The sequence below is a fragment of the Epilithonimonas sp. genome (assembly GCF_032054305.1).
Lineage (GTDB): Bacteria > Bacteroidota > Bacteroidia > Flavobacteriales > Weeksellaceae > Epilithonimonas.
This window is the reverse complement of record NZ_DAMBSX010000003.1, coordinates 82,102-105,841: the sequence shown is the minus strand read 5'-3', so window position 1 is coordinate 105,841 and position 23,740 is coordinate 82,102. Positions and strand designations below refer to the sequence as shown.

Below are 23,740 nucleotides of genomic sequence, written 5' to 3'. Positions count from 1 at the left end.
TTCAAAGTCTTCGACTCCGCTCAGACCGACACTTTTAGAATAGAATTTCCTTTTAAGAGTTGTCACACTGAGCGGAGTCGAAGACTTTGAATTATTGTTTGATCAATTTCTGAACCGATGAACTTCCATTCAAAAATTTTATTTTCAGAACATAGATTCCTTTTGGAAGAGTTGAAACATTGATTTTTAATTCTTTGGTCTCCGAAATTCTTTTTCCGGATTGGTCCAGGATTTCAACCGAGTTAATTTCTTTCTTGCTCGTGATATTGATGAGATCTTTGGCAGGATTTGGATAGATCTTTACATTGTTTTTAGAAAGATTACTTTCGTTCGTTGCAAGGTTTGTTGAAGTGAAAATATAGGCTGAACCCGCATCATTAAGTTCATTTTCTTCATTGTCATCAAAATTGTCTCTTGCAGAACCAATGATGATTTCGTTATCACTCATTGCAAGACTCCAACCATAAAAATCTTCTGTAACATCATTTTCAGGTTTCAGTTCCTGGTCAAATTCCCATTGGTTCTGGCTATTCTTTTTATAAAGCAAAGCTTTTCCTGGGTCTTGTCCATAAAGATGCGGAGCGCTGATGAGAAGCTTGTCACTTTTCAACTCACACATCCAGGCGAAATAAGTATGTTCAGATGATTCATAGCTAGGAATTTTTTGAGTTTCTTCCCAGTTTCCATTATCATTCAGTTTGAAAATATAAGCCATAGAAGGATTTCCTGTATCAACTTCCGTATAAGCGCCGACAACTAGTTCATTACCAGAAATACTCACCGAATTTCCAAAATACGAATTCTCAAAATTATCTGACGATGTTAAGCTCTGATGAAAAATCCATTCACCTGAATTATTCTTTTTATAAATGTAGATTTTTCCTGCGCTGTTGTTAACACCACTTGCACCAATCACAAGAAAATCTCCATAAAGACTCACACCAATCCCGAAGTTTCCAAAATCCACACTTTCCGGTGAAGTGATTTTTTGTTTTTCTATCCAGTCATTACCGCTTTTTTCGTAAATATAAACAGCACCATTCCAACTGCTGAATCCCGGAGCACCCGCAACAATCGTATTTCCGTCAACAGCAATAGAAGTTGGATTGACAGCCAGCAATGCATCGTTGTCATAATCAGAAGCGATTAGTTTTTTTGTGAAATTCCATTGGTTGTTAGAATCCAAATCATAAATATACAAAGCGCCGGCTCGGATGGTGTTATCGATATCGGCTCTTCCCGCAGAAATTAACAGAAAATCGGTTCCGAACTTTATGCTTCCTCCAAATTCTGCCATCTCAACACCATCTGGAGCTGTTATTTTTTGATTGAAATTCCAATTGCTTCCACTTTTCCGATGGATGTAAACGGCGCCTTTTGCAACTTCTTCTCTGGAAGCACCAATTGCCAAAAATTGATTGTTGATCGCAACAGATGTTCCGAATTCTGCTCTGCTTTCTCTGGTGGAAGCTGTGATTTTTTTGGATTGATATTGACCGAAAATCAATGTCAAGCTGAAAACAGAAAGTGATAAAATTCCTCTGTTTAAAATTCTCGAGAATAGATATTTTTCCATATATACTTTTTTTTGTTGAGTGAATTTATGGATTAGAAACCCGAAAGCTTTAATTTAATGCGTGACATTATGTGACAGCAATTGTCAATTTCTGTGAAAACAAAAAAAACTTTCCGAAATGGAAAGTTCTGAAATAGAATAGCATAAGGAGACGTCAAGACTAATGCAATTAATTTACATGTTGATCCTAAACAATTTTCAAAGCCTGAATCAATCCATCTTCAAACTCATAATGATACTTCAGAATAATAGGGCTTCCCGGAAAATTCCCCGAAACTTCAGTGGTCAAAGTCTGTTCTGTTTCAGAATATTCCATAGGTTTCATTGTAGCACGGTAATCTTGGTTGGCTTTGTCTATCCATTGTTCAATTTCTTTTCTGCCTATATGTGTTTTGCCCTCGTCAAAAACTACTGCTGTTTCTGTAAAACATTGAGCATATGCTACGCTGTCAAAATCGTTTTGTGTTTTTATTAATTCTTCGACGACTTTTGGTAAGTTCATAATTTTTAATTTTAAAGATTATAAAATATTTGGTAAACTGTTCCGGACAGATATTCTATTCAGTTACTTTTAGATTCCGAATTTTTCCGTCAGTTATTATAAAATGAAATTTTAAAACAATAGGACTTTGCGGAAATGTCCCTGTTACTTTCGCCGACAATATATCTTCTTTTTTGTCATAATCTATTGGCTCCAGCGTATCTTGATGTTGTTTGTTGGAATTGTCAATCCACTGTTCGATTTCTTTTTTGCCTGTATGCGTTTTTCCCTCGTCAAAAACTACAGCTGTTTCTGAAAAACATTCTGCAAAGGCAAAACTGTCAAAACTGTTTTTTGTTTTTACGAATTCCTTAATTACACTTGGTAAGTTCATAATTTTAAATTTTTAAAGGTTATTAAACTGTTGGCACAGTACCACCATCGATGACGAAATTGGTTCCTGTTAAATAATTAGCTCTCGGTGAAACTAGAAATCCTACTAATTCTGCTACTTCTTCGGATTCGGCAGGTCGTCCAAACGGAATTCCGCCTAATGCGTCAATCACACCTTGTTGCGCTTCTTCTACGGTACTATTGGCGTTTCTTGCGATTTCGCCTAACCAGGCTTTTGATGCTGTTGTGTTAATCCAGCCCGGCGAAACAGTAAGGACACGAACGCCTTTTGGTGTCACTTCGTTGGATAAGCTTTTACTGTAATTGATTAATCCGGCTTTTGCTGCTGCGTATGGCAAAGTGGAATCATACAAAGGCAATTTACCCTGGATAGAAGCAATGTGGATGATCACGCCAGAGTTTCTCTCAATCATTTGCGGTAGAAATCCTCTGTCCAATCTCACAGGAGCGAGCAAATTCGCTTGCAAGGTTGATTCCCAATCATCATCACTTAATGCCACGAAACCTCCGGCTGGCGTCACGGATGAACCTAGGTTATTGATCAAAATGTCCAGCCTTCCATAAGTCGATAGCACTTCGCTGATTACTTTTTTTGAATCTTCTGCTTTGCTCAAATCTGAAGGAATGAAATGCAGGTTGCTGTTTTCTTTTTCTGGTGCGTTTCGTGCGGTAATAATAACGGTTGCTCCTGCTTGTAAAAGTCTTTCTGCTATGGCTCTTCCAGCGCCTTTTGTACCTCCGGTTACCAAAGCGATTTTTCCAGATAGCTCATTGTTGAAATTAAATTGTTGTTCCATTTTGATTAAATTTTATAGGACAAAATTGGGGCATAAAAACAGTTGGTACAAGTACGGAAATACGATTCAGATAGGGATTAATTTTTCCCCTATTGTACAAATCGGAACATAGGTTTAGTTTTGCAATATGTATGAGAGAAAAATAATTCCGAATCTTAATTGCGGCTTGGATTTGATTGGCGAAGTTCTCTATGGGAAATGGAAAATACGTTTGTTATGGTTTATCCATCAAGGCCATCAGCGCCCAAGTGAATTGCAAAGGAAAATACCGGACGCGTCACGTCGGGTACTGAACATCCAGCTAAAAGAGTTAGAAGACCACGACCTCGTTAGCAAAGTTATTTATCCGGTGGTGCCACCAAAAGTAGAATACAGCCTGACCGAATTTGGAAAAACACTAATTCCTGTGATTTCAGCGATTGGAGAATGGGGAGATGCGAATGAAAAGCATCTAAGAGAAGTTATCTTGAAGAGGTTGAATATTGATTAGAAACAAAAAACTTTCCGAAGAGGAAAGTTTTTATTCAAAATTATGTTAAAAGTCAGTTCAAAAAAATTGGAGACGGGTTTTCTTATTCTCTACCTTAGTATCTCCAAAATGATAAACCCAAATTCATTTAAAGACCGTTCTTTTCTGCGAGGGCGGTTTTTTATTTCGTTGGCTTTGCTCTCAAATATTGATGCGGATAGAAACAATCATCGCCACTTTCCCAGGAAGATTGAACAGCGAAATACGGATTTCTCAAGATTTCTCTAGCCAGGAAAATCAAATCGCCTTGTCCGTTTTGTAAAATTTCTTCCGCTTGTTCTGCTGACGTGATAAGACCAACAGCTCCGGTTTTGACATTCGAATTCTTTTTCACGTCTTCTGCTAACGGAACTTGATAGCCCGGTCTTAAAGGAATTGTTACGCCATTAATATTTCCGCCGCTGGAAACATCAATCAAATCTACATTTTTAGCTTTTAAAGCTTTTGATAGTTCAACACTGTCGGAGATTTCCCAACCGTTTTCTGCATATTCAGTTCCGGAGATTCTTACGAAAAGCGCTTGGTTTTCTGTAATTTCAGAATTAATTGCATCCACAATTTCCATTAAGAATCTTGCTCGGTTTTCTGGATTTCCTCCATATTCGTCGGTTCTTGTATTGGAAAGAGGTGATAAAAACTGATGAATCAAATAACCGTGCGCACCGTGAATTTCCAAAACATCAAATCCAGCATCTACGGCTCTTTTCGCAGCTTTTCTGAAATCCTCTACCAAAGTTTTGATTTCGTCAACAGTTAATTCGTGCGGAATTCTTTCGGAATGATGAAAAGGAATCGGGCTTGGTGCAATGGTTTCCCAGCCTTCTTCCAAGCTCATTTGTCGATTGGTTTCAGCAGAAACAGAACCTTTTCGCCCAGCGTGAGCCAACTGAATTCCGATTTTGCTTTCCGAATTCTGATGAACAAAATCAACGATTTTTTTCAGAGCCAAAGCTTGCTCGTCATTCCAGATTCCAAGACATTTGTCCGAGATTCTTCCGCAAGGTTCAACGCCGGTTGCTTCTACTACGATAAGACCAGCACCACCTTGAGCACGGCTCCCGTAATGAACAAAATGGAAGTCATTCGCAACGCCTTCTTCTGCAGAATACATACACATTGGCGACATTACGATTCGGTTTTTCAGTTCTACATTTCTGAATGTTATAGGTGTGAAAAGTTTCATTTTTAGAATTTATTATTTTAAATGGCTTCGAGAGCCTCAGCCTGACAACGTTTGTTAATTAGCTGAGCTTGTCGAAGTTTTTTTTAATTTTTAATTATTGAAATAGAAAGGGAATGTCAATGTGTTTCCGTAGTTGGTCCACGTTCCTTCGAATTTCAATTGGTTTTTGTCTGATGATTCTTTGAGTGTTAATTCTCCGGAGAAAATTCCGTTGTGTTTTCCGTTTCCTTTTTCCGATAGTTTCAAATCGTAAATTTTGGATTGGTCTTTGGAGTTTTTAGTTTTTTCTGCGTCAAAAGTTATAGTTCCTTCAAAGTAGGCTTTTGTTCCTTCTACATCCGAGAAACCAAAAACTTTGTAAGTGTCTTTTTCCTGATTTTCTGTAGAAACAGTTTCGAAAAGAACTTTCAGATTGGCTGAATTATCAATTTTTCCTGTGAAAAATTCGCTGTTGTTTTTGATTTCTTTTTCAACATCCTGCGCATTGAAAATTGTAAATCCGAAAATAAAAACTAAAAGAAAAATTATTTTTTTCATAACCATAATTTTAAAACATTGAATCACTCGCAGCCCGACCTGAGTGGAGCTCATTTTTTGCGGACTACTCAAGTTCTTAATAACTGAAAACTTCTGGCAAAAAATAGCGGGAACGGAGGGCGGAAATAGCTGCCCAAATAAAAAATATTTAGTTTCTCGCAGATTGTTTTGATTAAGCAGATAGAAATGAATCAGCAAAATTTGCTCAATCAGCGAGAGAAATTAATTAAACTCCAAATTGTGTCAAATGATGGTCAAGATGTTTGGACATCATATTGTTCCATTCTGTAGCTGTAAGTTTCCCGAAGTTGAAACTTTCTTTGCCTTCAAAAGCATCTGCGCCCAATTGCTGGGTTTTCTGGATGAAACCGATAATTCTTTTTCTCTCTTCTTCGAATATTTTGTTATCTGTAATCACAAACATTGCCGAAGTTGGAGAGTTGTGTTTATAAGGTGTTTCGCTCACGACCATTTTTTTTACAAATTGTTTTAGAATCCATTTGGTAATAACACTTGGCTTTTTATGCTTTTCAGTTTCGTAGATGAGTTCGTAAGTTACGTTGCAGTGAGCCAACATTTTGTCCACGGACATCACGCCCCATTTTGGGAAAGAGTCTTCCGTGAGTGCGTTGATTCTCTTGATGAAATGGCTTGTGTCAGCTTGGTCGAATATATTCTTCATAGTTTAGGTCGTGATTTTATTAATTTGATTGAGCTTTTCTAATAATAATTGGTTGCGCTTTTTGTGCTTGATAAATTTAAGAAGAAACCAAATAAATAGGATTGAAGAAATTACGATAATAATGGCGCTTATGATTCTCAACCTGTTCTTTTGTTCCTCGATTTTTTTGTTGTTTTCCTGATTCAGGACATCGATGCTTTTGTTGAGAGAAGCGAGCTCGCTTTGTTCTCTGGCAAATTTGGTCTCGATGTACAGTTTGTTGTACACTTCATAATTGTTCCAATCTTGAAGAGCGAGATAATTGTCCGAAAAACCTTTGTAAATCCCTTCACTCAAGACCAAATCGCCGACTTTTTTGGACAGATTGACCGATTTTTTCAAAAGCTCTATCGCTTCCTGATGTTTGCCTAAAACTGTAAAATTCTCCGATAGACCTTTATATGCAAAAGCTTCCAAACTCTCTGCGTGAACAGACTTGGCAACCTCAGCGGATTGTTTGAAATATTTTTCTGCCTCATTGTATCTTTTCAAATAGAAATAACAATAACCAATATTGTAAAGGAAAACGCTAGAGTTGGCGATGGCATTATCATAATTTCCAACTTTTTTTACATACTCTAGACCAATGAGTAGTTTTTCCAATGCCAACTCATTGTTGTCCTGAGATTTATAAACCAAACCTCTTAAGGCAGAATTGAGACCAAGATAATAAGTTTTGAATTTCCCATCTGGAAGTTGACTGCAAATTTGATAAGATTCGTCCAGAATTTCCAACGTCTTGCTATTGAGTCCCATCTGCTGATATTGTATGGATGTTGCATTTAGGATTTTTACTTTTTGTTCTGGGTTGGTCACATTTTTACTCAGTTCTTTCATCTTCAGAACCCAATCCAGAGATTTGTCAAAATCCCTTTTTGAGATGTAAGAATGTGATATCAGTTTGTAAAGTTTGATGAGATTGTCCGGATTTTTCTCATTTTTCAGCATTTCCTGAGCTATTTTCTGAGAGTTATCAGGATTTTGATAAATGTCCGAAAGTGCTTTTTTGTACAATTGCTCATTGTACTGGGATTTGAAAATTCCGGTAAACGAGAAAATAATTAATATGAAAATGGAGCGTTTCATTTTTTATTCTGAGTCAATTGCTGGATATAACTGTTTGGCGAAATGCCGGTTACGGATTTGAAAACTGTTGTGAATGCGCTGTGAGAAGAGAAACCTGCTTTCTCGGCCAAATAACTTACTTTATAATTAAGATAAGCAGAATCGGTTTTCAAAAGATAAGCTATGTAATTGATTCTTAGTTCGTTGATGTAATTATTATAATTTTTTTCTTTGTATCGGTTGATGACATCAGATAGATATTTCGTATTAGTGTCCAGTTGTCCGGCGAGCATTGCCAGTGACATATCGCGGTTCAGAAACTTTTCTAACTTTTCAAATTCTTCCAAACGTGCCAGAATATCCATTTCTTTTTCTTTGGAAATGAGCGGTGTTTTTTTAGAAATATCAGACTCTACTTTTTCAGATTTTGGTTCGATAACCGTTTTGTTTTCATCAATTTTCTTAATGAAATCCTGCTGTTTTGAGTAAAAATCGATTTGCTTCTGAATGGATTTTGCTTTCCTCTTTTCAGAAATACTGATAATAATAATCATCAAAATTCCAATGAAACAAACAATCGAAATCATCAGAATGTTGTTAACAAAATTGCTGTCAGCGTTTTCTATTCGTTTGGCTTCGTACTGTTCATTCAGCTTTACCAGATTTCGGATAGCATCTTTTTTATTTTTGTCTAATTTATCGGTTTGCTCCTTATATATAGAGTAATATTTCTGATACAAATTTTCGTTTTTCAGCGCCAGATAATTTTTGGACAAATCATCATAAATTCTGTATCTCAAAGCATCGTAAGGTTTGTTTTGAATTAATTCTAAAGCTTGATTCAGGTTTTCGGTTGATTTGACGTAATCTTTTTTCAGGAAATTAATTCTACCAAAATTATCAAGATTGAAAGCTCTTAGAAATACATATTGAGGCGTTTTCTCCAGCTTTTTCTGAATTTCATTAACAAATTTTTCAGCTTTATCAATTTGATTTTGAGAAATATAAATAAAAGTTTGGTAAATCTGATTTTCTATCGAGATGATAAAATCTTCATCTGTGCTTTTCAACTGAGAATTACTTTGATTCAGATTTTCTTCCGCTTCTTTCCATTTTTTCTGAACCATTAGGTTAGAGGCATTCAGTTGATAAATATAAGCAGACAGATTTTCCGGGTAATGCTGGGATTTGATTTTAGAAGCTTTGTCAACAAGATTCTGCGAGATTCTGATGGACTGTTGGTAAAGTCTAAGGGATTGATATTGTTGAGCCAACGCAAAATCCGAATAGAACGAGTTGTTTTCATTTCTATTTTTATTAAGGTTATCGATGGACTGGTCGATGGATTTTGCATAATCACCTTTGAAATTATAAGCTCTCGACAGGATGATTTGAACACGTTGTTTGATGAGTTCTGGCTCTTTATTGACATCAATATTCTGAAGAATCTGGAAAGCATTATCAGGATTTTCGTAAAGACTTTGATAAGCTTTGTCAAGAAGTTTTAATGTTTCTGGGTTGCTTTGTGCCGAAGTCAAAACGACGCCGGAAACAACCATCAACCACAAAAAAAATACCCTGAACATACTACAAAAATAGTTTTTTTATTTGTGAATTGTATGATTTTTAATAATTCTTTAGTGAAAAATACATTGTTATTGTTGTTTTGTTAAATATTTGAAAATCAGCTGTTTTTAGAATTAATACTTTAAAAATTCACGAATTCAAAAAGGTAAACTTTAGGAATTGATGGTAATAATACATAACATTGTAAACAAGTTTTGAAACAAGGAGTCAATAACTACTGAAGAAAAATTACTATCAATATTTATTATTATGAAAAAAGTTTACTTGCTTTTACTAGGCGTAATTACAATGTCTGGATTTAATGCCCAGCAAATAGAACTGAAAGTTCTGGACGGAATGGGGTCACGTCTTTATGACATCAATGACAATGGAATGGGAATCCACTCCGGAGCATATTTCGATTTTGCTACCGGCACTACAACACCCACAGAAGGCGGAGAAGCTACAAACAGAATCAATAATGCTGGTGATGTTGCCGGATTGATGGCTTATACAAGTTCTGAAGGTGAGGATTTGGGACAGGCTGCTTACAGAAAAAACGGAACCTGGACAGCAATTGGTTATTTTCCTGGAGATGTTCCAAGTAATAGCTGGTTTAGCAGCGCTAATGCAATTTCTGGAAATAGCAAATATGTAACAGGGCAAATATCCACAAGTGTTGAAAATAGTTATGCTTATATCTATGATACAGAAGCGGGAACGATTAAAAAACTGGACGGCGATGGCTCTTTTGAATACAGTAGAGGAGAAGGCATCAACAGTTCCGGGATTGTTTCCGGTTTTGTAAACAAATACTCTATCAACGGCAGCACCTATTGGATTCCAGCTTATTTTACGCCCGATGGTGTTGTGCATTATATCGGAGATTTAGGCTATGGAGAAGCTTCTGATATCAATGATGCAGGACAAATAGTGGGAAGTAAGGATTATAAGCCTTTCATCTATGATATCAATTCTGGTGTTTACAAAGCGTTCAATGTGCCTGCAGGTTATGATTCTGCAACATTTACATCCATCTCAGAAAACGGCATTGCTGTTGGATATGCTGGACAGGCAGGTAACAGAGAAGTGATTATCTATCACCCTTCTTTGAGTTCTAACCCTGTTTTCCTAAAAGATATTTTGACAAGCCAGAATGTTACTGTTTCAACTTTCGACGGAAAATTGGGAACTGCAATGGGGATTTCTGCAAACGGAAATTACATCGCTGGATTTGATAATTCTATTCCGCCATTTTTCGCAGCGGGTTGGGCAATCAACTTAAATAATCTTTTATTAAGCGGCAACGACTGTTCCATCACTTGTCCAGAAAATATAGAAACAACAATAGCAAATGCATCTCAGACCTCAGCCATTGTGAATTATACATTGCCTGTTACTTGTGGTTCATCCTCCTCTACAGGCCTGCAAACCGTTTTGGTTTCCGGTTACGAATCTGGCTCTCAATTCCCAATTGGTATTACCAATGTTGTTCATAATTTGGTAGATGCTGATGGAAAGATTGTTTACGTATGTTCTTTCCAAGTAACAGTCAATGATGTTTATTGTTCTACATCGCCACAATATGGGGTGGATGCGATCACCAAAGTTCAGTTTGCAGGAATCGACAATACATCAGACCCTTATTCTAGCCAGGCTAACGAGTATTATCTGGACAAAGTTGGAGAAGTTTACCAAGGAAATCAGTATCCGATTGCTATAGAAGCTAATACCAATACTGGTTACGACTACGCAACAGTTTTTATAGACTGGAACCAAAACGGGATCTTCACCGACGCAGGAGAAATCTACGAAGTGGGGGCAATGACTTCTGACGGAATGGATGGTGCTCAGATTACAGGCAACATCACAGTTCCAGCTACTGCAACTGTAGGCAAAGTAAGAATGAGGGTGTTGCTGAATTGGGATGCATCAATGACTACACCTTGTGACAATTCGATTTATCAATACGGTCAGACAGAAGATTATACATTGGATGTGAAAGAATCGCTGGGTGTGAATGACATCAATTCAAAATCGATCAGCTATTATCCAAACCCGGTAAAAGATATCCTGAATCTTGTAAGCGATAAAAATGTGACCAACGTTTCGGTTTACAGCATCGAAGGAAAATTAGTGAAAAACTTCGCAAGTCTTGATGAGTCAAAAGTCCAGTTGGATCTATCAACATTGACTACAGGAACTTACGTTGTGAAAGCGACAACCAAGGAAGGTAAAACGACAACGTTCAAAGTGATCAAGAAATAAATCTTCTTCATCAATATGACAAAACCCGCATCATTTGGTGCGGGTTTTATTTATATTATATTTATAATGCTTTATGGATATCATAATCTGCTAGAACAAATAATCCTTCATTCTTGAAACAGCTATCTCATTCTCATCGATGAACTGAAATAGCTGCTCGAGACGGTCTTCGAATTTTCTGCCGATGTTGATTCTTTTGTAAAAAGGAATCTCAATTGGTAGATTTTCGGCTTCATACAATTGCCAAATGTTTGCATAGATCATTACGTACTCATTGTTCTTCAAACTCTCCAAAAGCATACTTTCATAATACTTCATCGGAGTCACTTGAAGGATATAATCATTGAACGGAAGTTGAGAATAAGGCGACTGACTCTCCGGAACAATGGTCAGATCATTTTCGATATGGATCTCTGTTTTTGCGGTCAACTTTCGCCATAGGAAATTGATTCTCGATTCCTCGATATTGGAGATGTAATTGAAGTCCAATTTCTTAATTTCTGAATAAGAGATCTGATGGTATTTTTGTCTCAAACCTCTGATTGGTTTTTGTAAAAAATCTTCCAAATTTTGCTTCACTTTTTCTATCGTTTGCAGGTCAGAATTGTTGTTGTAAAATGCAATTTCGTGACCAGCAAATGAGATGCTTTTTATTGATTTTTTTAATTCCTCTACTAGAGAAATGTCAACAAAAAATGTCGCTTGAAATTCGTGAAGTTCCAATAAGAGCAGAGTAGAGTTAACTTTATCTTCAATAGAAGTTATCAATTCAGGTTTTGAAATGTTTTTAGTTTTCAAACTCTGGTTTTCTGACATTGCTATGTTGAAAGTTAATAATATCACTTAAATTATGGTTGGGATTAATTTTTTAATAATTAAAAATCAAACTGATAGTTTAAATTTTACTCTTTATTAAGTTTTTTCTTAAGATTATTTATCATATCTATCGACATCGATGAAATATCAAATTTGTAATCCAATCCCCAATCCTGTTTCGCAGCAGAATCATCTATACTTGCAGGCCAAGAATCTGCAATTTCCTGTCGGAAATCCGGCTCATACTTTATCTCGAAATCCGGCATCGTTTTTTGTATTTCGGTAGCCAGTTCTTTTGGAGTAAAACTCATGCCTCCAAGATTGTAAGAATAACGAATTTTCACTTGTTCTTTTGGTGCTGTCATCAGCTTGATCGTAGCATCAATTGCATCATCCATATATAACATTGGCATGGCTGTATTTTCACTTATGAAACTTGTGTATTTTCCATTTTCTACAGCCTCATAAAATATCTCTACAGCATAATCTGTAGTCCCTCCTCCAGCTGGAGCTTTCCATGAGATCAGACCGGGATAGCGGATACTTCTGATATCAACACCATATTTTTCGAAGTAATATTCGCACCATTTTTCACCCGCCATTTTGGAAATACCATAAACGGTTGTCGGATTAAGAACAACTTCCTGTCCTACATTTTCTTTAGGAATTCCTTTTCCGAAAACGGCAATAGAACTTGGCCAAAATATTTTTTTGATAATCCCTTCTTTGGCTAATTCGCAAAGATGAATCAACGGGTCGAGGTTAAGTTTCCAGGCGAAAAGAGGCTGCTTCTCAGAAGTTCCAGAAAGGAGTGATGCCAAATGATAGACTGTGGTGATGTTATGTTCTTTGATAACTTCTGTAACAGCTTGAAAATTAGTTACATCAAGTCTTTCGTAATATCCTGCTTCTGTAATGCCTTCTTTCCACTTATCCAGTCCGGAAGCAATTACGTTTTCCTTACCATATATTTCTGATAATTTGGCGGTTAGCTCCGTTCCGATTTGCCCAAGCGCGCCTGTGATTAAGATTTTTTCTGTAGTATTCTTCATTTTTACTTTTCTTGATTCGCAAATCTAATTAAATTTGGGATTGAGAATCAAAAAGAATTCCAATAAATTTTTTAAAAATATCATAATATGAAAAATCGATCGCCGATAATCGAAGTTGCTGAACTTCTTACATTATCCGGAAATCCGAATCTCAAGATCTTTGATGTCAGAACAGGCTCAGATGCAAAAGCAGAATATCAGAAAAAGCATCTCAAGAATGCCATTTTTGTAGATTTGAATTCTGACCTGGCAGAAATTGATGATCCAAAAAACGGAGGTCGCCATCCGCTTCCAAAGTTTGATAATTTTGTCAAAATACTTGGAAAGTTAGGAATTGAAAAAGATTCTCACGTTATTATCTATGATGATAAGAACGGAGCTAATGCAGCTGCAAGATTTTGGTGGATGTTGAAGGCGGTTGGTCATAACAATGTTCAGGTTCTGAATGGCGGTTTGCAATTTGCCGAAAATCAAAATTATCCTTTGAGTTCAGATGATAATTCTTATCCGGAAACAATATATGTTTCCGATTCCACAGATTGGCAATTGCCACAAATTTGGATTGATGATGTGAAAAAAGCAACTCAAGACCCTAATTCTGTGATTATAGATGTGCGAGAATCGCAACGTTATGATGGTATAACAGAACCGATTGATTTGATTGCAGGACATATTCCGAATGCTAAGAATTTTCCTTTTTCTGATAATCTGGACGGAAATGGTTTGTTCAAATCTTCTGAAACGCTCAGAAATCTCTATTCCGGATTATTTAATCAATATGACAAAAGCAAAATCACATTCCATTGCGGAAGTGGTGTGACGGCTTGTCATTCTCTTTTGGCTTTGGATTACGCAGGTTTTGATATTCCTAATCTGTATGTAGGAAGCTGGAGCGAGTGGAGCAGGAATGAGTTGTAGAGTTCGAGAGTTTAAGGGAAGAGTTTTTAGAGTCTGTGGAATAATGGCTATAAAACTCTCAGGCACCAAAACCCTCGAACTTAAGCTTTCCGACTCAAAAGCTTGCACGGATCTGCATACTTCCGATATGGATTGTTCTGTCACCGGAATTTCGACCTTCATAATTCACATTCAGTTGAACAAATGAATTGATCGCTTGTTGGATGTATAAAGTCCAGACTTGATTTTTTCCGGCTTTAAGACCTTCTAGCATTTGATTTCCGACGATGCTGAAACTGCTTCCTGTAAAATCATTGTTAATAAAGGAAAAGTTGGCTCTGATGGATGTTTTGGATTTTTCCCATTGTAGAGTTCCCGAGATTTCGTAGGTTTTCAAAAGTTCTTCTCCGTCAGTTCTTTTTTTCTGACGCAAAGCTCCGAACAATTCTGTTTGTAAAGTTTCTGTCAATTTATAAGTTGCTTTTGGCTTGGTTTCCCAATTTTGAAGAAGATAGTTTCTGGTATTGTAAACCTGTGAGCTGTTGGTCACATTTTGTAATGTATTTTCCCAATCTGCGCGGAAAGTTTTTGAGAAAGAATAACCGACATTGAGAAAATGAGATCTTTGTCCATGTGCCTCATTGCTGAAATTCGCATTCACGAGATTATCATTGTCCGTATATCGATAACTTCCGTTCCAGCCAGACTTTTCATTAGAATTAACTAAAGCCGAAGCTAAAATATTTTGAGTTCTCAGCAATTGATCACTTTGTTTTTCGAAAGGATTCCAGACCAAAACCTTGCTGCCTTTTGTATAGGAGTTCTGTGAAAGCAATGACAAATTGAAATTCCATCTTTTGAGGAATTCATTTTTTGAGCTAATTATAACAGCCGGATTTACAAACAAAGCAACTTGCAGTTTATTTTTGTTTGATGCGAGATAATTCACGCTATTAGTATAAACTCTGATGTATTGCGCCAGATCCGCATATTCTGCAACTTCGAACTCATCTAGTTGCTGCACACCGTCATTATTATAATCCGTCCATTTGTAAACACCTTGTCCGTCTGTCACTTTGATGTATTGGAATTCACGTTGTGCTTCCTGGCCATTTCCTAACTCATAGAATAACTGAAGATGCATTCCATTTTTAAACAATTGCTGATTGTACAGAATATTTCCAACTACAAAATCCTGATTTTGATTATTAGTTAAAGTCTGACTCTCGTAAAAGAACTTTCTATAATGAACCAAAGTCGATAATTGGGTTTTCTCTGTTTTTATGATTTGACTTTCTGTCATCAATCCCAAAATATTGTTCATCTTCTGAAGACGATTATCCTGCACCGAATCATTACTTCTCAAATAAATCTTTGTCAATAATTTGGTTCTGGCAGAATCAGCGATTTTTTTCTGAATGAAAACCTCTTTCCAGCTAAAACTTGTCAGATCCAAAGTCTGGGTTGCGTTGTATTTTTTCTCGTTATGTTCCATAGAACCGCCCAACATCCAGCTTCCTTTTTTACCTGCTAATTCGGTGGAAACAGCACCTCGGATGAAAGTGGTATTAAGATCTGTAGATTTGGTGTCCAGATAAGAAACTGCTGCAAGATTGTTGAATTTTCCGATTTTCCAAATGGCATCGACATCATTTTTGATTCCTTTATAAGTATCAGTTTCCTCAAGATAATTCAGTTTATAATTGATTTTTGAAGTTTTGTTAAAGTCATTCAGAAAAGAAAAAATGAATCTGTTCTGAGTGATTTGACTGAACTCATTAGTTAGGTTAAAGTCTCTCCAAAAATCAACATTGTTGATCCTGTCTAGAATATGAAAATTCTTTTGGATAACCTGATATTCCACCATTGGAGTTCCGGTCCATGTATTTTTTCTAAACGTTTTATTGGCATAGATTCTTGCCGCATAACCAATGTTCTGTTTGTTGTCCTTTGACGAAAAAAGATTGAGGTCATAATTGCTCATTGAAACATCTGTCCCGATGACACCTTCATTAAGTGCATATTCAACATTGGCAGAATAGACTTGTGATTTTTCCGGTGCGGGCAATTTTCTAACCGCCATATAATCTCCTAAACCAGTTCCCATATATTGGAAAACCCGACCATTATTTGTAGATTGCTGTAATTGGTAATCGCCTTTTCCACTTCCGAAATAGGTAAACGAAACTTGATAAAGGACCTGACTCTGGTCGGTTGAAAATTCGTAATAGAAAGAATCCCCCGAGAATATTTTTTTGTAAAGGATCTTATTCACATCATATTCCGTCTCTACTCCGGATGGTGAAAACATGGCGTCAGAATTGTTACCAGCATTGACGAGTGTTTGTTTGTCTTCATCACTTAAATTAAGAGACAATGGTGCGTTTTTATTGTCGTTTTCCATGAACCAACTGAATCCGGCTTTCAGTTTCTCTCTTTGATGTTTAATATTTCCGGTGATCAGAAATCTTGTGTAATTTCGGTTGGTATAATTATAAGATACATTGATGAAGTTCTGTTTATAAATTGGACGGAAACTTGTGAATGTGATTTCACCCGTGTTATAATTGATTGTATAATCCTGATTTTCTCCACGCTTCATCAGTATTCCATCAATGTAAACCTGTTCCGAACCGGAAATAATAGTGATGAACAGTTCCCCGTTTTTTCCTGTCAATCGATAAGGTCCTTGATTGCCCTCAACTCCTTGAAAACGCATCCGGAAAAATTCACTTCGGGCAACACCCCCGGAAACATCTACGGAAGTTTTATTACCATTTTTCTCCCAATTGGTCAAAAACTGCAATCCCATGCTCCGTCTTTGATAGCGTCCGAAATAAGTAGTCTCGTCATTGAGGTCGAGATGTCCCGCTCTAATGATGCTGTGATTTTTGATATTGAGCTGAAGATAGATTTTATCAAATTCCTGTAAAGTCTGTGTATAACCGTCAGCCTGAACAGGAAGATTATGATCCGAAATTGAAGCCAAAATAGATACATCTTCACTGAGCTTTCCGGAGATCTGCATATCCATGGAACTTTGCACAGATGAACCTTGATTATTACCAAAAGTGATACCTCTGATAATAGAACCTTTGGAATTGAGCTCTCCGAGGATCCTTTTTCTGTCATTTTTTACCAAAACTTCTTCATCATAGATCACGCGATTTTGTTTTTTGATGAAGTCAAGGGTGTCTTTGGTGAAAAAATCCTGATTGATCTTAGAGATCATCACGCTATCTTTTTTAAGGGAATCCTGCGGGATATTTGGGTTTTTCCAACTGAAAATCTGTGCATTAACCGAGGCCATTGCAGAAAAAGTACAGATTAATAGAAGAAATTTGTATATCTTAGACACCCTTTTCTTGTAAAGTGTAAATGTAGTAATAATAGGTTTTGAACCGAATTAACAATTATTTAAAACGGAAAAGGAAGCTTTAAAATTATAGTTGATATTAAAATTTTATATTTGCCATCCCATAAGGGACAAGAAAGAAACATTTTAAACTTTATATTATGACAAAATTTTATTCTTTATTAGCAGCGGTTGCTTTAACTGTAAGTGGCAATCTTGTTGCACAAACAGCTACTGTAACTATTGATGTTGCAAGCATCGGGGGTACAGCTGTTCTGGGAACAAGTAATTATAATAGCGGAGCTGAAAGAACTTGGACTACCAACACTATTAATTTTGGTGGAAAAGCAATCACAGCCAATGCTATTAACAATCCAACTACAGGTACTGCCGCAGGTACAAATATCCAAACTCAAGGAAATAATGGTGTTATCTATAACACTACGGCTTTGCCAGGGAAAATACTTAGCGTAACTATTAATTCTGTAGGTACAGCCAGAGAATCTTCTCTTTATGGTGGAGCAGATCGTTTAGTAAATACTACAGCAGCTAATTATGATGTGACCGGGGGAACACAAATAGGCGCTGCTTCTACTACTGGATGGACAACTACGGATCTGTCAGGAACTGATTACAAATTCTTTGCTATCAAAAGAGGAGCTAGTGCAGGGTATATTACATCAATTGTGATCGTGTATGAAAACCCTACCATGGCAGTAGTAGATGCTACAAAAGGAAAAGCGAACTTGGTGAAAAACACAATCGTATCCAACGAATTGATCTTTGGAGCTTCTGCAAAAGTATCAGTATATAACATTGCAGGTCAAGTTGTAAAAACGGCTGAAGTTTCTGAAAACTCCAAATTGGATGTTTCTGCTTTGGTAAAAGGAACTTATGTAGTTACTGGTCTTGTAAACGGACAAACTGTTTCTCAGAAGATCATCAAGAAATAATTTTAATTATCCTTAATTAACAAAAAACGCTACCAATTTTGGTAGCGTTTTTTGTTAAGTGAACATTAAGCCAGATGAATTGAAAATCAATTATCTGTTGCTTTTTTTTAATTTACAATTAATCATTTATAAATCTGAAATATAACGAGTTATGATAGCTTTGTCGCAAACAAAATCTTTAATAAAACAATTATGAAAAAGATCTATTCTTTATTTGCAGTGGTGGCTTTAGCTACAACAGCAACGGCACAAATTTATTCTACAGGATTCGAATCTAGCGAAGGATTTACATCTAGTACGGTTTACAACAACACAACTTTACTGGTAAGTGGGCCTAGTGGGAAACAATGGAGTACATTTTTTGGAACACCATCTACGACTTCTGCCTTAACAGGAAACCAGTCTATGCAAATGAGATGGTATACCACTTCGTCTGCAAGTAAAGGTTATACCATGACCAATTTTGCAACAAGTGGTGTTGGTTCTGTGACATTTAATGCTTCCAATACTGCGGGAATCAACGTCATCGTATCATACTCTACAAACGGAACAACTTGGCTTGGTCCACAAACTTTTACATTAACAACTACCAGTACATCTTATACCTATAATGTTCCAGCTGCTGCGACAGGTGCTCTTAGATTCAAATTCGAGTTAACCTATACGACTGCACCATCAGCCACTTCCAGACTTTATATTGATGATGTTAAATTCAATGCGCCTACGATGGTCGTGGTAGATGCTGCAAAAGGAAAAGTTAACTTGGTGAAGAATACAATCGTATCCAATGAGTTGATCTTTGGTGCTTCTGCAAAAGTATCTGTTTATAACACTGCTGGTCAGGTTGTAAAAACGGCTGAAGTTTCTGAAAACTCCAGATTAGATGTTTCTGCTTTGCCGAAAGGGGCTTATGTGGTAACAGGTCTTGTAAACGGGCAGGTTGTATCTCAAAAAGTGATAAAGAAGTAATTGATTATTATTTTTTTGAGATGATATATGCCGGTGTTTTTACATCGGCTTTTTTATGATTTAAAACAGACTTAACATAAGGTCTTATTTATATGTTTATCTTTGTGGCAATAAAAAGGGAGGTTTTCGATATATAAAAATATGCTAATGATCAGGGACTATTAATTGCCTTAAATTGATTAAATCTAAATCTATTATTGCATAAATGTTAAAAAATAAATAAAATTTTGCGGAATACATTTTTTTGTTAACTTAGCATCCCTTTATGATTTAAGAAAATAAAACAATTTTTAAACTTTAATAAAATGAAAAAAATCTTTACAATTTTAAGTATTGCAGCTGTATCTTTAGTATCAGCTCAAGAATTAGTAACCAATCCAGGTTTTGAATCTTGGGACCCAGCAACGGACACTACTCCTGCTAAACCGACAGGATGGAGTTTTGTAAGTGCAACAGGTGTGGAACAATCAACTACAGCACACACTGGATCAAGTTCATTGAAACACATTGCACCTGCTACAGGAAATGGAAGTACAAATATTGATATTCCTGCTGAGGCTAATACACAGTATAGCCTTGGGTACTGGGTATTAGATAACGATGCAAATGCAAGAGGAAGACATTGGGTGCAAGCTAGAACCGCAGGAAGTGCAGCAAATATTACTTGGAACAATACAACTTTTCAACCTTCTACATATAGTGCGGACAATCCAGCATGGGTTTTTGTAACAGCAACCTCTACAACACCTGCAACAACTGCAGTTTTAAGATTCGATTTCAGAACTTATGGAACTGGAGCAGGTGGAGGATCTATCTATTATGATGATGTTACTTTGGTAAAAGGAGTTTTAGCTGTTGCAGATATTAAAGACTTTGATAAGCAAGTTCAGTTCAACACTGTTGTGAAAGATCAGATCACTTTCAAATTACCAGTTAAATCAACTGTAAATATCTATTCTGTAGAAGGAAAACTGATTTCTTCTAACAGAGTTGAGAACGGTGGTTCTGTAAACACTCAATCTTTATTGAAAGGGGCTTACATCGTAACTGTTGACAATGGTGCTAACAAAATCAGCAGAAAAGTTGTTAAAAACTAATTACAGTTTTTTCTAAAAATAGAAGGCTTCCAAATTTTGGAAGCCTTTTTTTGTTTGTCATTGTGTAGGACGCATAATATTGTGATCTTGAAAGGATTCCTATGGTTTAGATTGACTTCGTCGAACCACTTCGTTAGGTTTCCTTCGAAATGACAAAGCAGGTATTGGAAATGAATGCCGTGTTATCTTCTCCAAGCATACAGCTTGTTATGCTGTAAGCATCTCTGCAAAATGTATTTGGGTTTTTGTGGGCTTTTTGTTATATGGTATTAGAACTTGGGACTTGCCTTAGACAAGCTCAGGATAAACTTTGCCTCAGCCTGACAATCTTTGGTAAAGAGTTTAATGTCAGTATTATCATCCTGAGGTTCTCGAAGGATCTTTAATACTCGATCATCCCAAGCTTGATAGCGATGGCTATCAGTTGTGCTGTGCTTGTGACATTCAGTTTGAAGAAGATATTTTTGCGATGGGTCTCTACGGTATTCACGCTGATGAAAAGCATCTGAGAGATCTCTGTATTAGAATACCCCTTACTGATAGCGACCACTATTTCTTTTTCGCGGGGACTCAGGATATTCTTTTTGAACTGGATGTCCTGAAAATCTATTGCCGGGGAATAATAATATTTCTGATTTTTAAAATAAAGATCTTGGACCACATGGATCAGCTTTTCTTTGGGTGTGGTTTTCAGAAGATAAGCATCTATATTATGCTTGGTTCCCATATTCTGAAAGCTGCTCATCACGATGATCTTGATATGGGGCGATTTTTCCTTGACCTGATGAATCAGCTCCAGTCCACTTATCTCCGGCATAGAGATGTCGGTGATCAGGATGTCTATCGTTTGTTTTTGGATATGGTGCAAAGCATCTTTCGCATTATCTACCGCAAAAACAATATTGAGGTCGGCCTGGGCAGACAAGATCGAGCGGATTCCATCTAAGAATAATTGATGGTCATCTACTATGCCTATATGTATCATATTTTGAAAGTTATGGTTATGGTGCTACCACTATTGATGGTGGAATCGATTTCCATATTGGCATCAAAGTTTCCTAATCTTTCCCTGATATTTTTAAGTCCTATACCGTCAGCATTATTTTCAAGAAAACCTTTTCCATTGTCTTCTATCATCAGGCAGATAAAGTTGTCGTTCTGCGTGACATTGACCTGTACCCTGTCTGCATGGGCGTGCTTTCTGATGTTGGCAAATAGTTCCTGAACGATTCTGTAGAGCTGCATCTTCAATCCTTCATGGATATTGCCTAGTGCATCTTCCGGAAAGAACAGGATATCTGTCTGTATCCTGTTTTCCATATTTTGTTTTGCCAGATATTGCATCAATTGGTAGAAGGTTTTTTCTACCAAAAAGTTGCTGCTGAGATTATGCGAGATCTCTCTTACCTCCCCATGCAAGCCAATGATGTGGTCCTGGATAGAAGATATATTATGGTTTTGTAAAATATCATTTTCCTTGCCCAGCAAAATGTTGATCCATGCCAGACTGCCCGCGATACCATCATGCAGCTCTTTGGCCAGCCGGTTGCGCTCTTTGTTTTGTCCTTCCAGAATGTCTTTGGTCCGGTTGAGTTCTTGCTCGGCCTTCAATTTATTTTTATAGAAGAAAAAGCCAAGGACCAAGAATAATATAATGGTTCCAAAAATAAAATATACTCTTGTCCTTCTTACTTTCTGGAGCTCATTTTCTTTGTTCAGCAATTGGATCTGGCTGTTCTTTTTCTCAACCTCATATCTTGCCAGCATATGGTTGTAGTTCTTTTCTTTTTCGATGGTGAAAAGGCTGTCTTTCAGTTTATAAAATTGACTTTGATAGTCATAAGATTTCTGAAAATTGCCATCTTTCTCATAGTTCCATATGAGATTCTTCATAAGGTCTAGCTTCTGGTTGATGGGTATTTTTTGTTTATCATACATATCCCTGGCTATTTCATAGTAATTTATAGCCTCTTTATAATTCTTCTGATTAGTGTAATATGCGCCATAATTGAAATAGATATGGAAAAGCAAGCTTTTGTTATCCAATTTCCCTAATAATTCTTCAGCTTTTTTCAGGTATAATAATGCTCTTGCATCTTTTGCCCCCAGAAAATTACTGCTCTGGTTAAATCTTATGTTGAATTGCTCTTGTCTGTCCTTGGTAAGTTTTGCAAGATAAAATGCTTTTTCGTAATACCCATGGGCCTTCTTATGGTCTCTATTTTTAATGGCATTGGCCATCAGCATATAGGAGGTTAATAATCTAGCGGTATCCTTTGCAAGAATAGAATATTTGGCTGTGAGCTGATAATTTTTAATACCGGAAATAGTGTCGCCCTTTGCTGTGAAAAGGTTTCCGAGATTAAGATGCAAAATACCATAATATTTGTTGTTTGGGCTTTTTTTAAGATAATACAATGCTTTTTGAAATTCTAGAAATGCTTTATCATATTCATTTCCCTCTAAAAATATAGCCCCATTCAGATTATAAATACGAAAAAGCGTTTCTGTGTTCTGTGTATTTTTTGCCAGAATAAATGCTTTGTCGTTATACGTTCTGGATTTTAGGTTATCATCGACATTATAATAGTAAAGTGCATAAAAAAATAAGCATTTGGAACCATAGTAATCATTTCCAATTTTGTTGTTTAGATCTTCAGCTTGTTTACAATAGTAATAAGCCGAGTCGGCATTCTTATAAATAAAAGAATTGAATTTATCAAAAAGACGGTCTATTTTTTCAATTTTCTGCTGTGTGAAAGCAGTAGCATGGCAGAATACAATCAAGAAAAGCAAAAATGTTTTTTTTATTGGAAAAATCACGGTACTGGGGGATAAATATTCTGGATAGACTCTATTATTTTTGTTAAAGTTAAGGAAATCTTTATGAGAAAAAGCATTCTTGTTATTATCTTATCAGCACTCTCATCAATAAGTGCACAGACATTTTGCAATTACACAGAAACTCACGCTTCATCCAATGGTTATATCTGTAATGAGGACATTCTTATTTTCACCAGTTCTGTTGATACGACTATCAAAGGAAGTATATCTGCAAATAAAAAAATCACTGTAATTCCTGCATCATTATATGGTATTACAATTCTGCCCGCAGATCCTTGTACCAATTGTACAGAACCAACGAATGGAAGTACAATAGGCACAAACAAAGGAGGAGGTAAGGGAAACAAACAATATCCTATTGTAGAGCCTTCTCAATGGACTGATAATATTATTATAGAAAAAAATCCTGTAGAAATTTTACTCAGATTGTCTTTGAAAGACGGTTTAATAAAAACGATAATAATCTTTGATACGAGTGGAAAAACAATTATAACTAAGAATAATGACGAGAAAAAAGCAGAAATAGATATTAGCAAACTTGCTAAAGGCATCTATGGGGTAAAAACTATCACAACAACTAACCAAATCTATACAAAACAATTCATCAAAAAATAACAATT

The 23,740-nt window shown here is 36.3% G+C and carries 21 protein-coding genes; 7 read left to right on the top strand and 14 right to left on the bottom strand.

Going from position 1 to position 23,740, the window contains the following annotated elements:
- Positions 1-91: 91 nt before the first annotated feature.
- From RTX21_RS07360 to RTX21_RS07345, 4 genes are all read right to left on the bottom strand, one after another.
- Entirely contained in the window at positions 92-1,576 is a 1,485-nt protein-coding gene (locus tag RTX21_RS07360) for a T9SS type A sorting domain-containing protein (protein ID WP_312766495.1), read from the bottom strand.
- Between the two features lie 187 nt (positions 1,577-1,763).
- Complete coding sequence (locus RTX21_RS07355; RefSeq protein ID WP_312766492.1) at positions 1,764-2,078, bottom strand: nuclear transport factor 2 family protein; 315 nt, start codon at positions 2,076-2,078, stop codon at positions 1,764-1,766.
- Between the two features lie 55 nt (positions 2,079-2,133).
- Positions 2,134-2,451, bottom strand: coding sequence for a nuclear transport factor 2 family protein (locus RTX21_RS07350; protein WP_312766489.1), 318 nt, complete (start codon positions 2,449-2,451; stop codon positions 2,134-2,136).
- A 22-nt stretch (positions 2,452-2,473) separates the two neighbouring features.
- Positions 2,474-3,268, bottom strand: a complete 795-nt coding sequence (locus tag RTX21_RS07345; protein WP_312766486.1) for an SDR family oxidoreductase — start codon at positions 3,266-3,268, stop codon at positions 2,474-2,476.
- 127 nt (positions 3,269-3,395) lie between these two features.
- On the opposite strand from RTX21_RS07345, the gene RTX21_RS07340 reads away from it, so the two are divergent.
- Positions 3,396-3,758, top strand: coding sequence for a helix-turn-helix domain-containing protein (locus tag RTX21_RS07340; protein ID WP_312766483.1), 363 nt, complete (start codon positions 3,396-3,398; stop codon positions 3,756-3,758).
- Between the two features lie 160 nt (positions 3,759-3,918).
- On the opposite strand, the gene namA is transcribed toward RTX21_RS07340, so the two are convergent.
- The 5 genes from namA to RTX21_RS07315 form a co-directional block, all read right to left on the bottom strand.
- Positions 3,919-4,980 carry an NADPH dehydrogenase NamA gene (namA, locus tag RTX21_RS07335; RefSeq protein WP_312766481.1) on the bottom strand — a complete coding sequence of 354 codons (1,062 nt, stop codon included), beginning with the start codon at positions 4,978-4,980 and terminating at the stop codon, positions 3,919-3,921.
- A gap of 90 nt (positions 4,981-5,070) precedes the next feature.
- Positions 5,071-5,517: a hypothetical protein gene (locus RTX21_RS07330; protein WP_312766479.1), complete on the bottom strand. Its 447-nt coding sequence runs from the start codon at positions 5,515-5,517 to the stop codon at positions 5,071-5,073.
- A gap of 226 nt (positions 5,518-5,743) precedes the next feature.
- On the bottom strand, positions 5,744-6,199 hold the full coding sequence (locus tag RTX21_RS07325) for a DUF1569 domain-containing protein (protein WP_312766477.1): 456 nt from the start codon (positions 6,197-6,199) through the stop codon (positions 5,744-5,746).
- Between the two features lie 3 nt (positions 6,200-6,202).
- The gene (locus tag RTX21_RS07320; protein ID WP_312766476.1) at positions 6,203-7,324 is read right to left on the bottom strand and encodes a tetratricopeptide repeat protein; all 1,122 of its coding nucleotides are present in this window, start codon (positions 7,322-7,324) and stop codon (positions 6,203-6,205) included.
- Positions 7,321-8,889: a helix-turn-helix domain-containing protein gene (locus RTX21_RS07315; RefSeq protein WP_312766474.1), complete on the bottom strand. Its 1,569-nt coding sequence runs from the start codon at positions 8,887-8,889 to the stop codon at positions 7,321-7,323. The genes RTX21_RS07320 and RTX21_RS07315 overlap by 4 nt, the downstream gene beginning before the upstream one ends.
- 250 nt (positions 8,890-9,139) lie before the next feature.
- Between RTX21_RS07315 and RTX21_RS07310 the strand changes: the two genes are divergently transcribed.
- The gene (locus tag RTX21_RS07310) at positions 9,140-11,137 is read left to right on the top strand and encodes a GEVED domain-containing protein (protein ID WP_312766473.1); all 1,998 of its coding nucleotides are present in this window, start codon (positions 9,140-9,142) and stop codon (positions 11,135-11,137) included.
- 90 nt (positions 11,138-11,227) lie between these two features.
- Here RTX21_RS07310 and RTX21_RS07305 read toward each other — a convergent pair whose 3' ends face one another.
- Together RTX21_RS07305 and RTX21_RS07300 are read right to left on the bottom strand one after the other, a co-directional pair.
- Entirely contained in the window at positions 11,228-11,953 is a 726-nt protein-coding gene (locus RTX21_RS07305; RefSeq protein ID WP_312766471.1) for a polysaccharide deacetylase, read from the bottom strand.
- A gap of 86 nt (positions 11,954-12,039) precedes the next feature.
- On the bottom strand, positions 12,040-13,005 hold the full coding sequence (locus RTX21_RS07300) for an NAD-dependent epimerase/dehydratase family protein (protein WP_312766469.1): 966 nt from the start codon (positions 13,003-13,005) through the stop codon (positions 12,040-12,042).
- A gap of 87 nt (positions 13,006-13,092) precedes the next feature.
- On the opposite strand from RTX21_RS07300, the gene RTX21_RS07295 reads away from it, so the two are divergent.
- Entirely contained in the window at positions 13,093-13,923 is an 831-nt protein-coding gene (locus RTX21_RS07295; RefSeq protein ID WP_312766467.1) for a sulfurtransferase, read from the top strand.
- A gap of 94 nt (positions 13,924-14,017) precedes the next feature.
- On the opposite strand, the gene RTX21_RS07290 is transcribed toward RTX21_RS07295, so the two are convergent.
- Positions 14,018-17,212 (bottom strand): hypothetical protein, encoded by a 3,195-nt coding sequence (locus RTX21_RS07290; protein WP_312767011.1) that lies wholly within the window; start codon positions 17,210-17,212, stop codon positions 14,018-14,020.
- A gap of 206 nt (positions 17,213-17,418) precedes the next feature.
- Between RTX21_RS07290 and RTX21_RS07285 the strand changes: the two genes are divergently transcribed.
- The 3 genes from RTX21_RS07285 (at position 17,419) to RTX21_RS07275 (ending at position 20,276) form a co-directional block, all read left to right on the top strand.
- Positions 17,419-18,210, top strand: coding sequence for a T9SS type A sorting domain-containing protein (locus RTX21_RS07285; protein ID WP_312766465.1), 792 nt, complete (start codon positions 17,419-17,421; stop codon positions 18,208-18,210).
- 192 nt (positions 18,211-18,402) lie between these two features.
- On the top strand, positions 18,403-19,179 hold the full coding sequence (locus RTX21_RS07280) for a T9SS type A sorting domain-containing protein (RefSeq protein WP_312766463.1): 777 nt from the start codon (positions 18,403-18,405) through the stop codon (positions 19,177-19,179).
- 305 nt (positions 19,180-19,484) lie between these two features.
- A complete protein-coding gene (locus RTX21_RS07275) occupies positions 19,485-20,276 on the top strand; it encodes a T9SS type A sorting domain-containing protein (protein ID WP_312766462.1) in 792 nt (263 codons plus the stop codon).
- 382 nt (positions 20,277-20,658) lie between these two features.
- Here the strand turns inward: RTX21_RS07275 and RTX21_RS07270 are convergent, their stop codons facing one another.
- Positions 20,659-21,261, bottom strand: a complete 603-nt coding sequence (locus RTX21_RS07270) for a response regulator transcription factor (RefSeq protein ID WP_312766460.1) — start codon at positions 21,259-21,261, stop codon at positions 20,659-20,661.
- Positions 21,258-23,072, bottom strand: coding sequence for an ATP-binding protein (locus tag RTX21_RS07265; protein WP_312766457.1), 1,815 nt, complete (start codon positions 23,070-23,072; stop codon positions 21,258-21,260). The genes RTX21_RS07270 and RTX21_RS07265 overlap by 4 nt, the downstream gene beginning before the upstream one ends.
- 90 nt (positions 23,073-23,162) lie before the next feature.
- On the opposite strand from RTX21_RS07265, the gene RTX21_RS07260 reads away from it, so the two are divergent.
- Positions 23,163-23,735 carry a T9SS type A sorting domain-containing protein gene (locus tag RTX21_RS07260; RefSeq protein ID WP_312766455.1) on the top strand — a complete coding sequence of 191 codons (573 nt, stop codon included), beginning with the start codon at positions 23,163-23,165 and terminating at the stop codon, positions 23,733-23,735.
- Positions 23,736-23,740: the final 5 nt, after the last annotated feature.

Coding starts and splice junctions, on each gene's coding strand:
- RTX21_RS07260 (WP_312766455.1), top strand. CDS start 23,163: ATGAGAAAAAGCATTCTTGTTATTATCTTATCAGCACTCTCATCAATA.
- RTX21_RS07295 (WP_312766467.1), top strand. CDS start 13,093: ATGAAAAATCGATCGCCGATAATCGAAGTTGCTGAACTTCTTACATTA.
- namA (WP_312766481.1), bottom strand. CDS start 4,980: ATGAAACTTTTCACACCTATAACATTCAGAAATGTAGAACTGAAAAAC.
- RTX21_RS07300 (WP_312766469.1), bottom strand. CDS start 13,005: ATGAAGAATACTACAGAAAAAATCTTAATCACAGGCGCGCTTGGGCAA.
- RTX21_RS07350 (WP_312766489.1), bottom strand. CDS start 2,451: ATGAACTTACCAAGTGTAATTAAGGAATTCGTAAAAACAAAAAACAGT.
- RTX21_RS07360 (WP_312766495.1), bottom strand. CDS start 1,576: ATGGAAAAATATCTATTCTCGAGAATTTTAAACAGAGGAATTTTATCA.
- RTX21_RS07310 (WP_312766473.1), top strand. CDS start 9,140: ATGAAAAAAGTTTACTTGCTTTTACTAGGCGTAATTACAATGTCTGGA.
- RTX21_RS07315 (WP_312766474.1), bottom strand. CDS start 8,889: ATGTTCAGGGTATTTTTTTTGTGGTTGATGGTTGTTTCCGGCGTCGTT.
- RTX21_RS07305 (WP_312766471.1), bottom strand. CDS start 11,953: ATGTCAGAAAACCAGAGTTTGAAAACTAAAAACATTTCAAAACCTGAA.
- RTX21_RS07290 (WP_312767011.1), bottom strand. CDS start 17,212: ATGGCCTCGGTTAATGCACAGATTTTCAGTTGGAAAAACCCAAATATC.
- RTX21_RS07325 (WP_312766477.1), bottom strand. CDS start 6,199: ATGAAGAATATATTCGACCAAGCTGACACAAGCCATTTCATCAAGAGA.
- RTX21_RS07280 (WP_312766463.1), top strand. CDS start 18,403: ATGAAAAAGATCTATTCTTTATTTGCAGTGGTGGCTTTAGCTACAACA.
- RTX21_RS07340 (WP_312766483.1), top strand. CDS start 3,396: ATGTATGAGAGAAAAATAATTCCGAATCTTAATTGCGGCTTGGATTTG.
- RTX21_RS07320 (WP_312766476.1), bottom strand. CDS start 7,324: ATGAAACGCTCCATTTTCATATTAATTATTTTCTCGTTTACCGGAATT.
- RTX21_RS07270 (WP_312766460.1), bottom strand. CDS start 21,261: ATGATACATATAGGCATAGTAGATGACCATCAATTATTCTTAGATGGA.
- RTX21_RS07285 (WP_312766465.1), top strand. CDS start 17,419: ATGACAAAATTTTATTCTTTATTAGCAGCGGTTGCTTTAACTGTAAGT.
- RTX21_RS07275 (WP_312766462.1), top strand. CDS start 19,485: ATGAAAAAAATCTTTACAATTTTAAGTATTGCAGCTGTATCTTTAGTA.
- RTX21_RS07345 (WP_312766486.1), bottom strand. CDS start 3,268: ATGGAACAACAATTTAATTTCAACAATGAGCTATCTGGAAAAATCGCT.
- RTX21_RS07330 (WP_312766479.1), bottom strand. CDS start 5,517: ATGAAAAAAATAATTTTTCTTTTAGTTTTTATTTTCGGATTTACAATT.
- RTX21_RS07355 (WP_312766492.1), bottom strand. CDS start 2,078: ATGAACTTACCAAAAGTCGTCGAAGAATTAATAAAAACACAAAACGAT.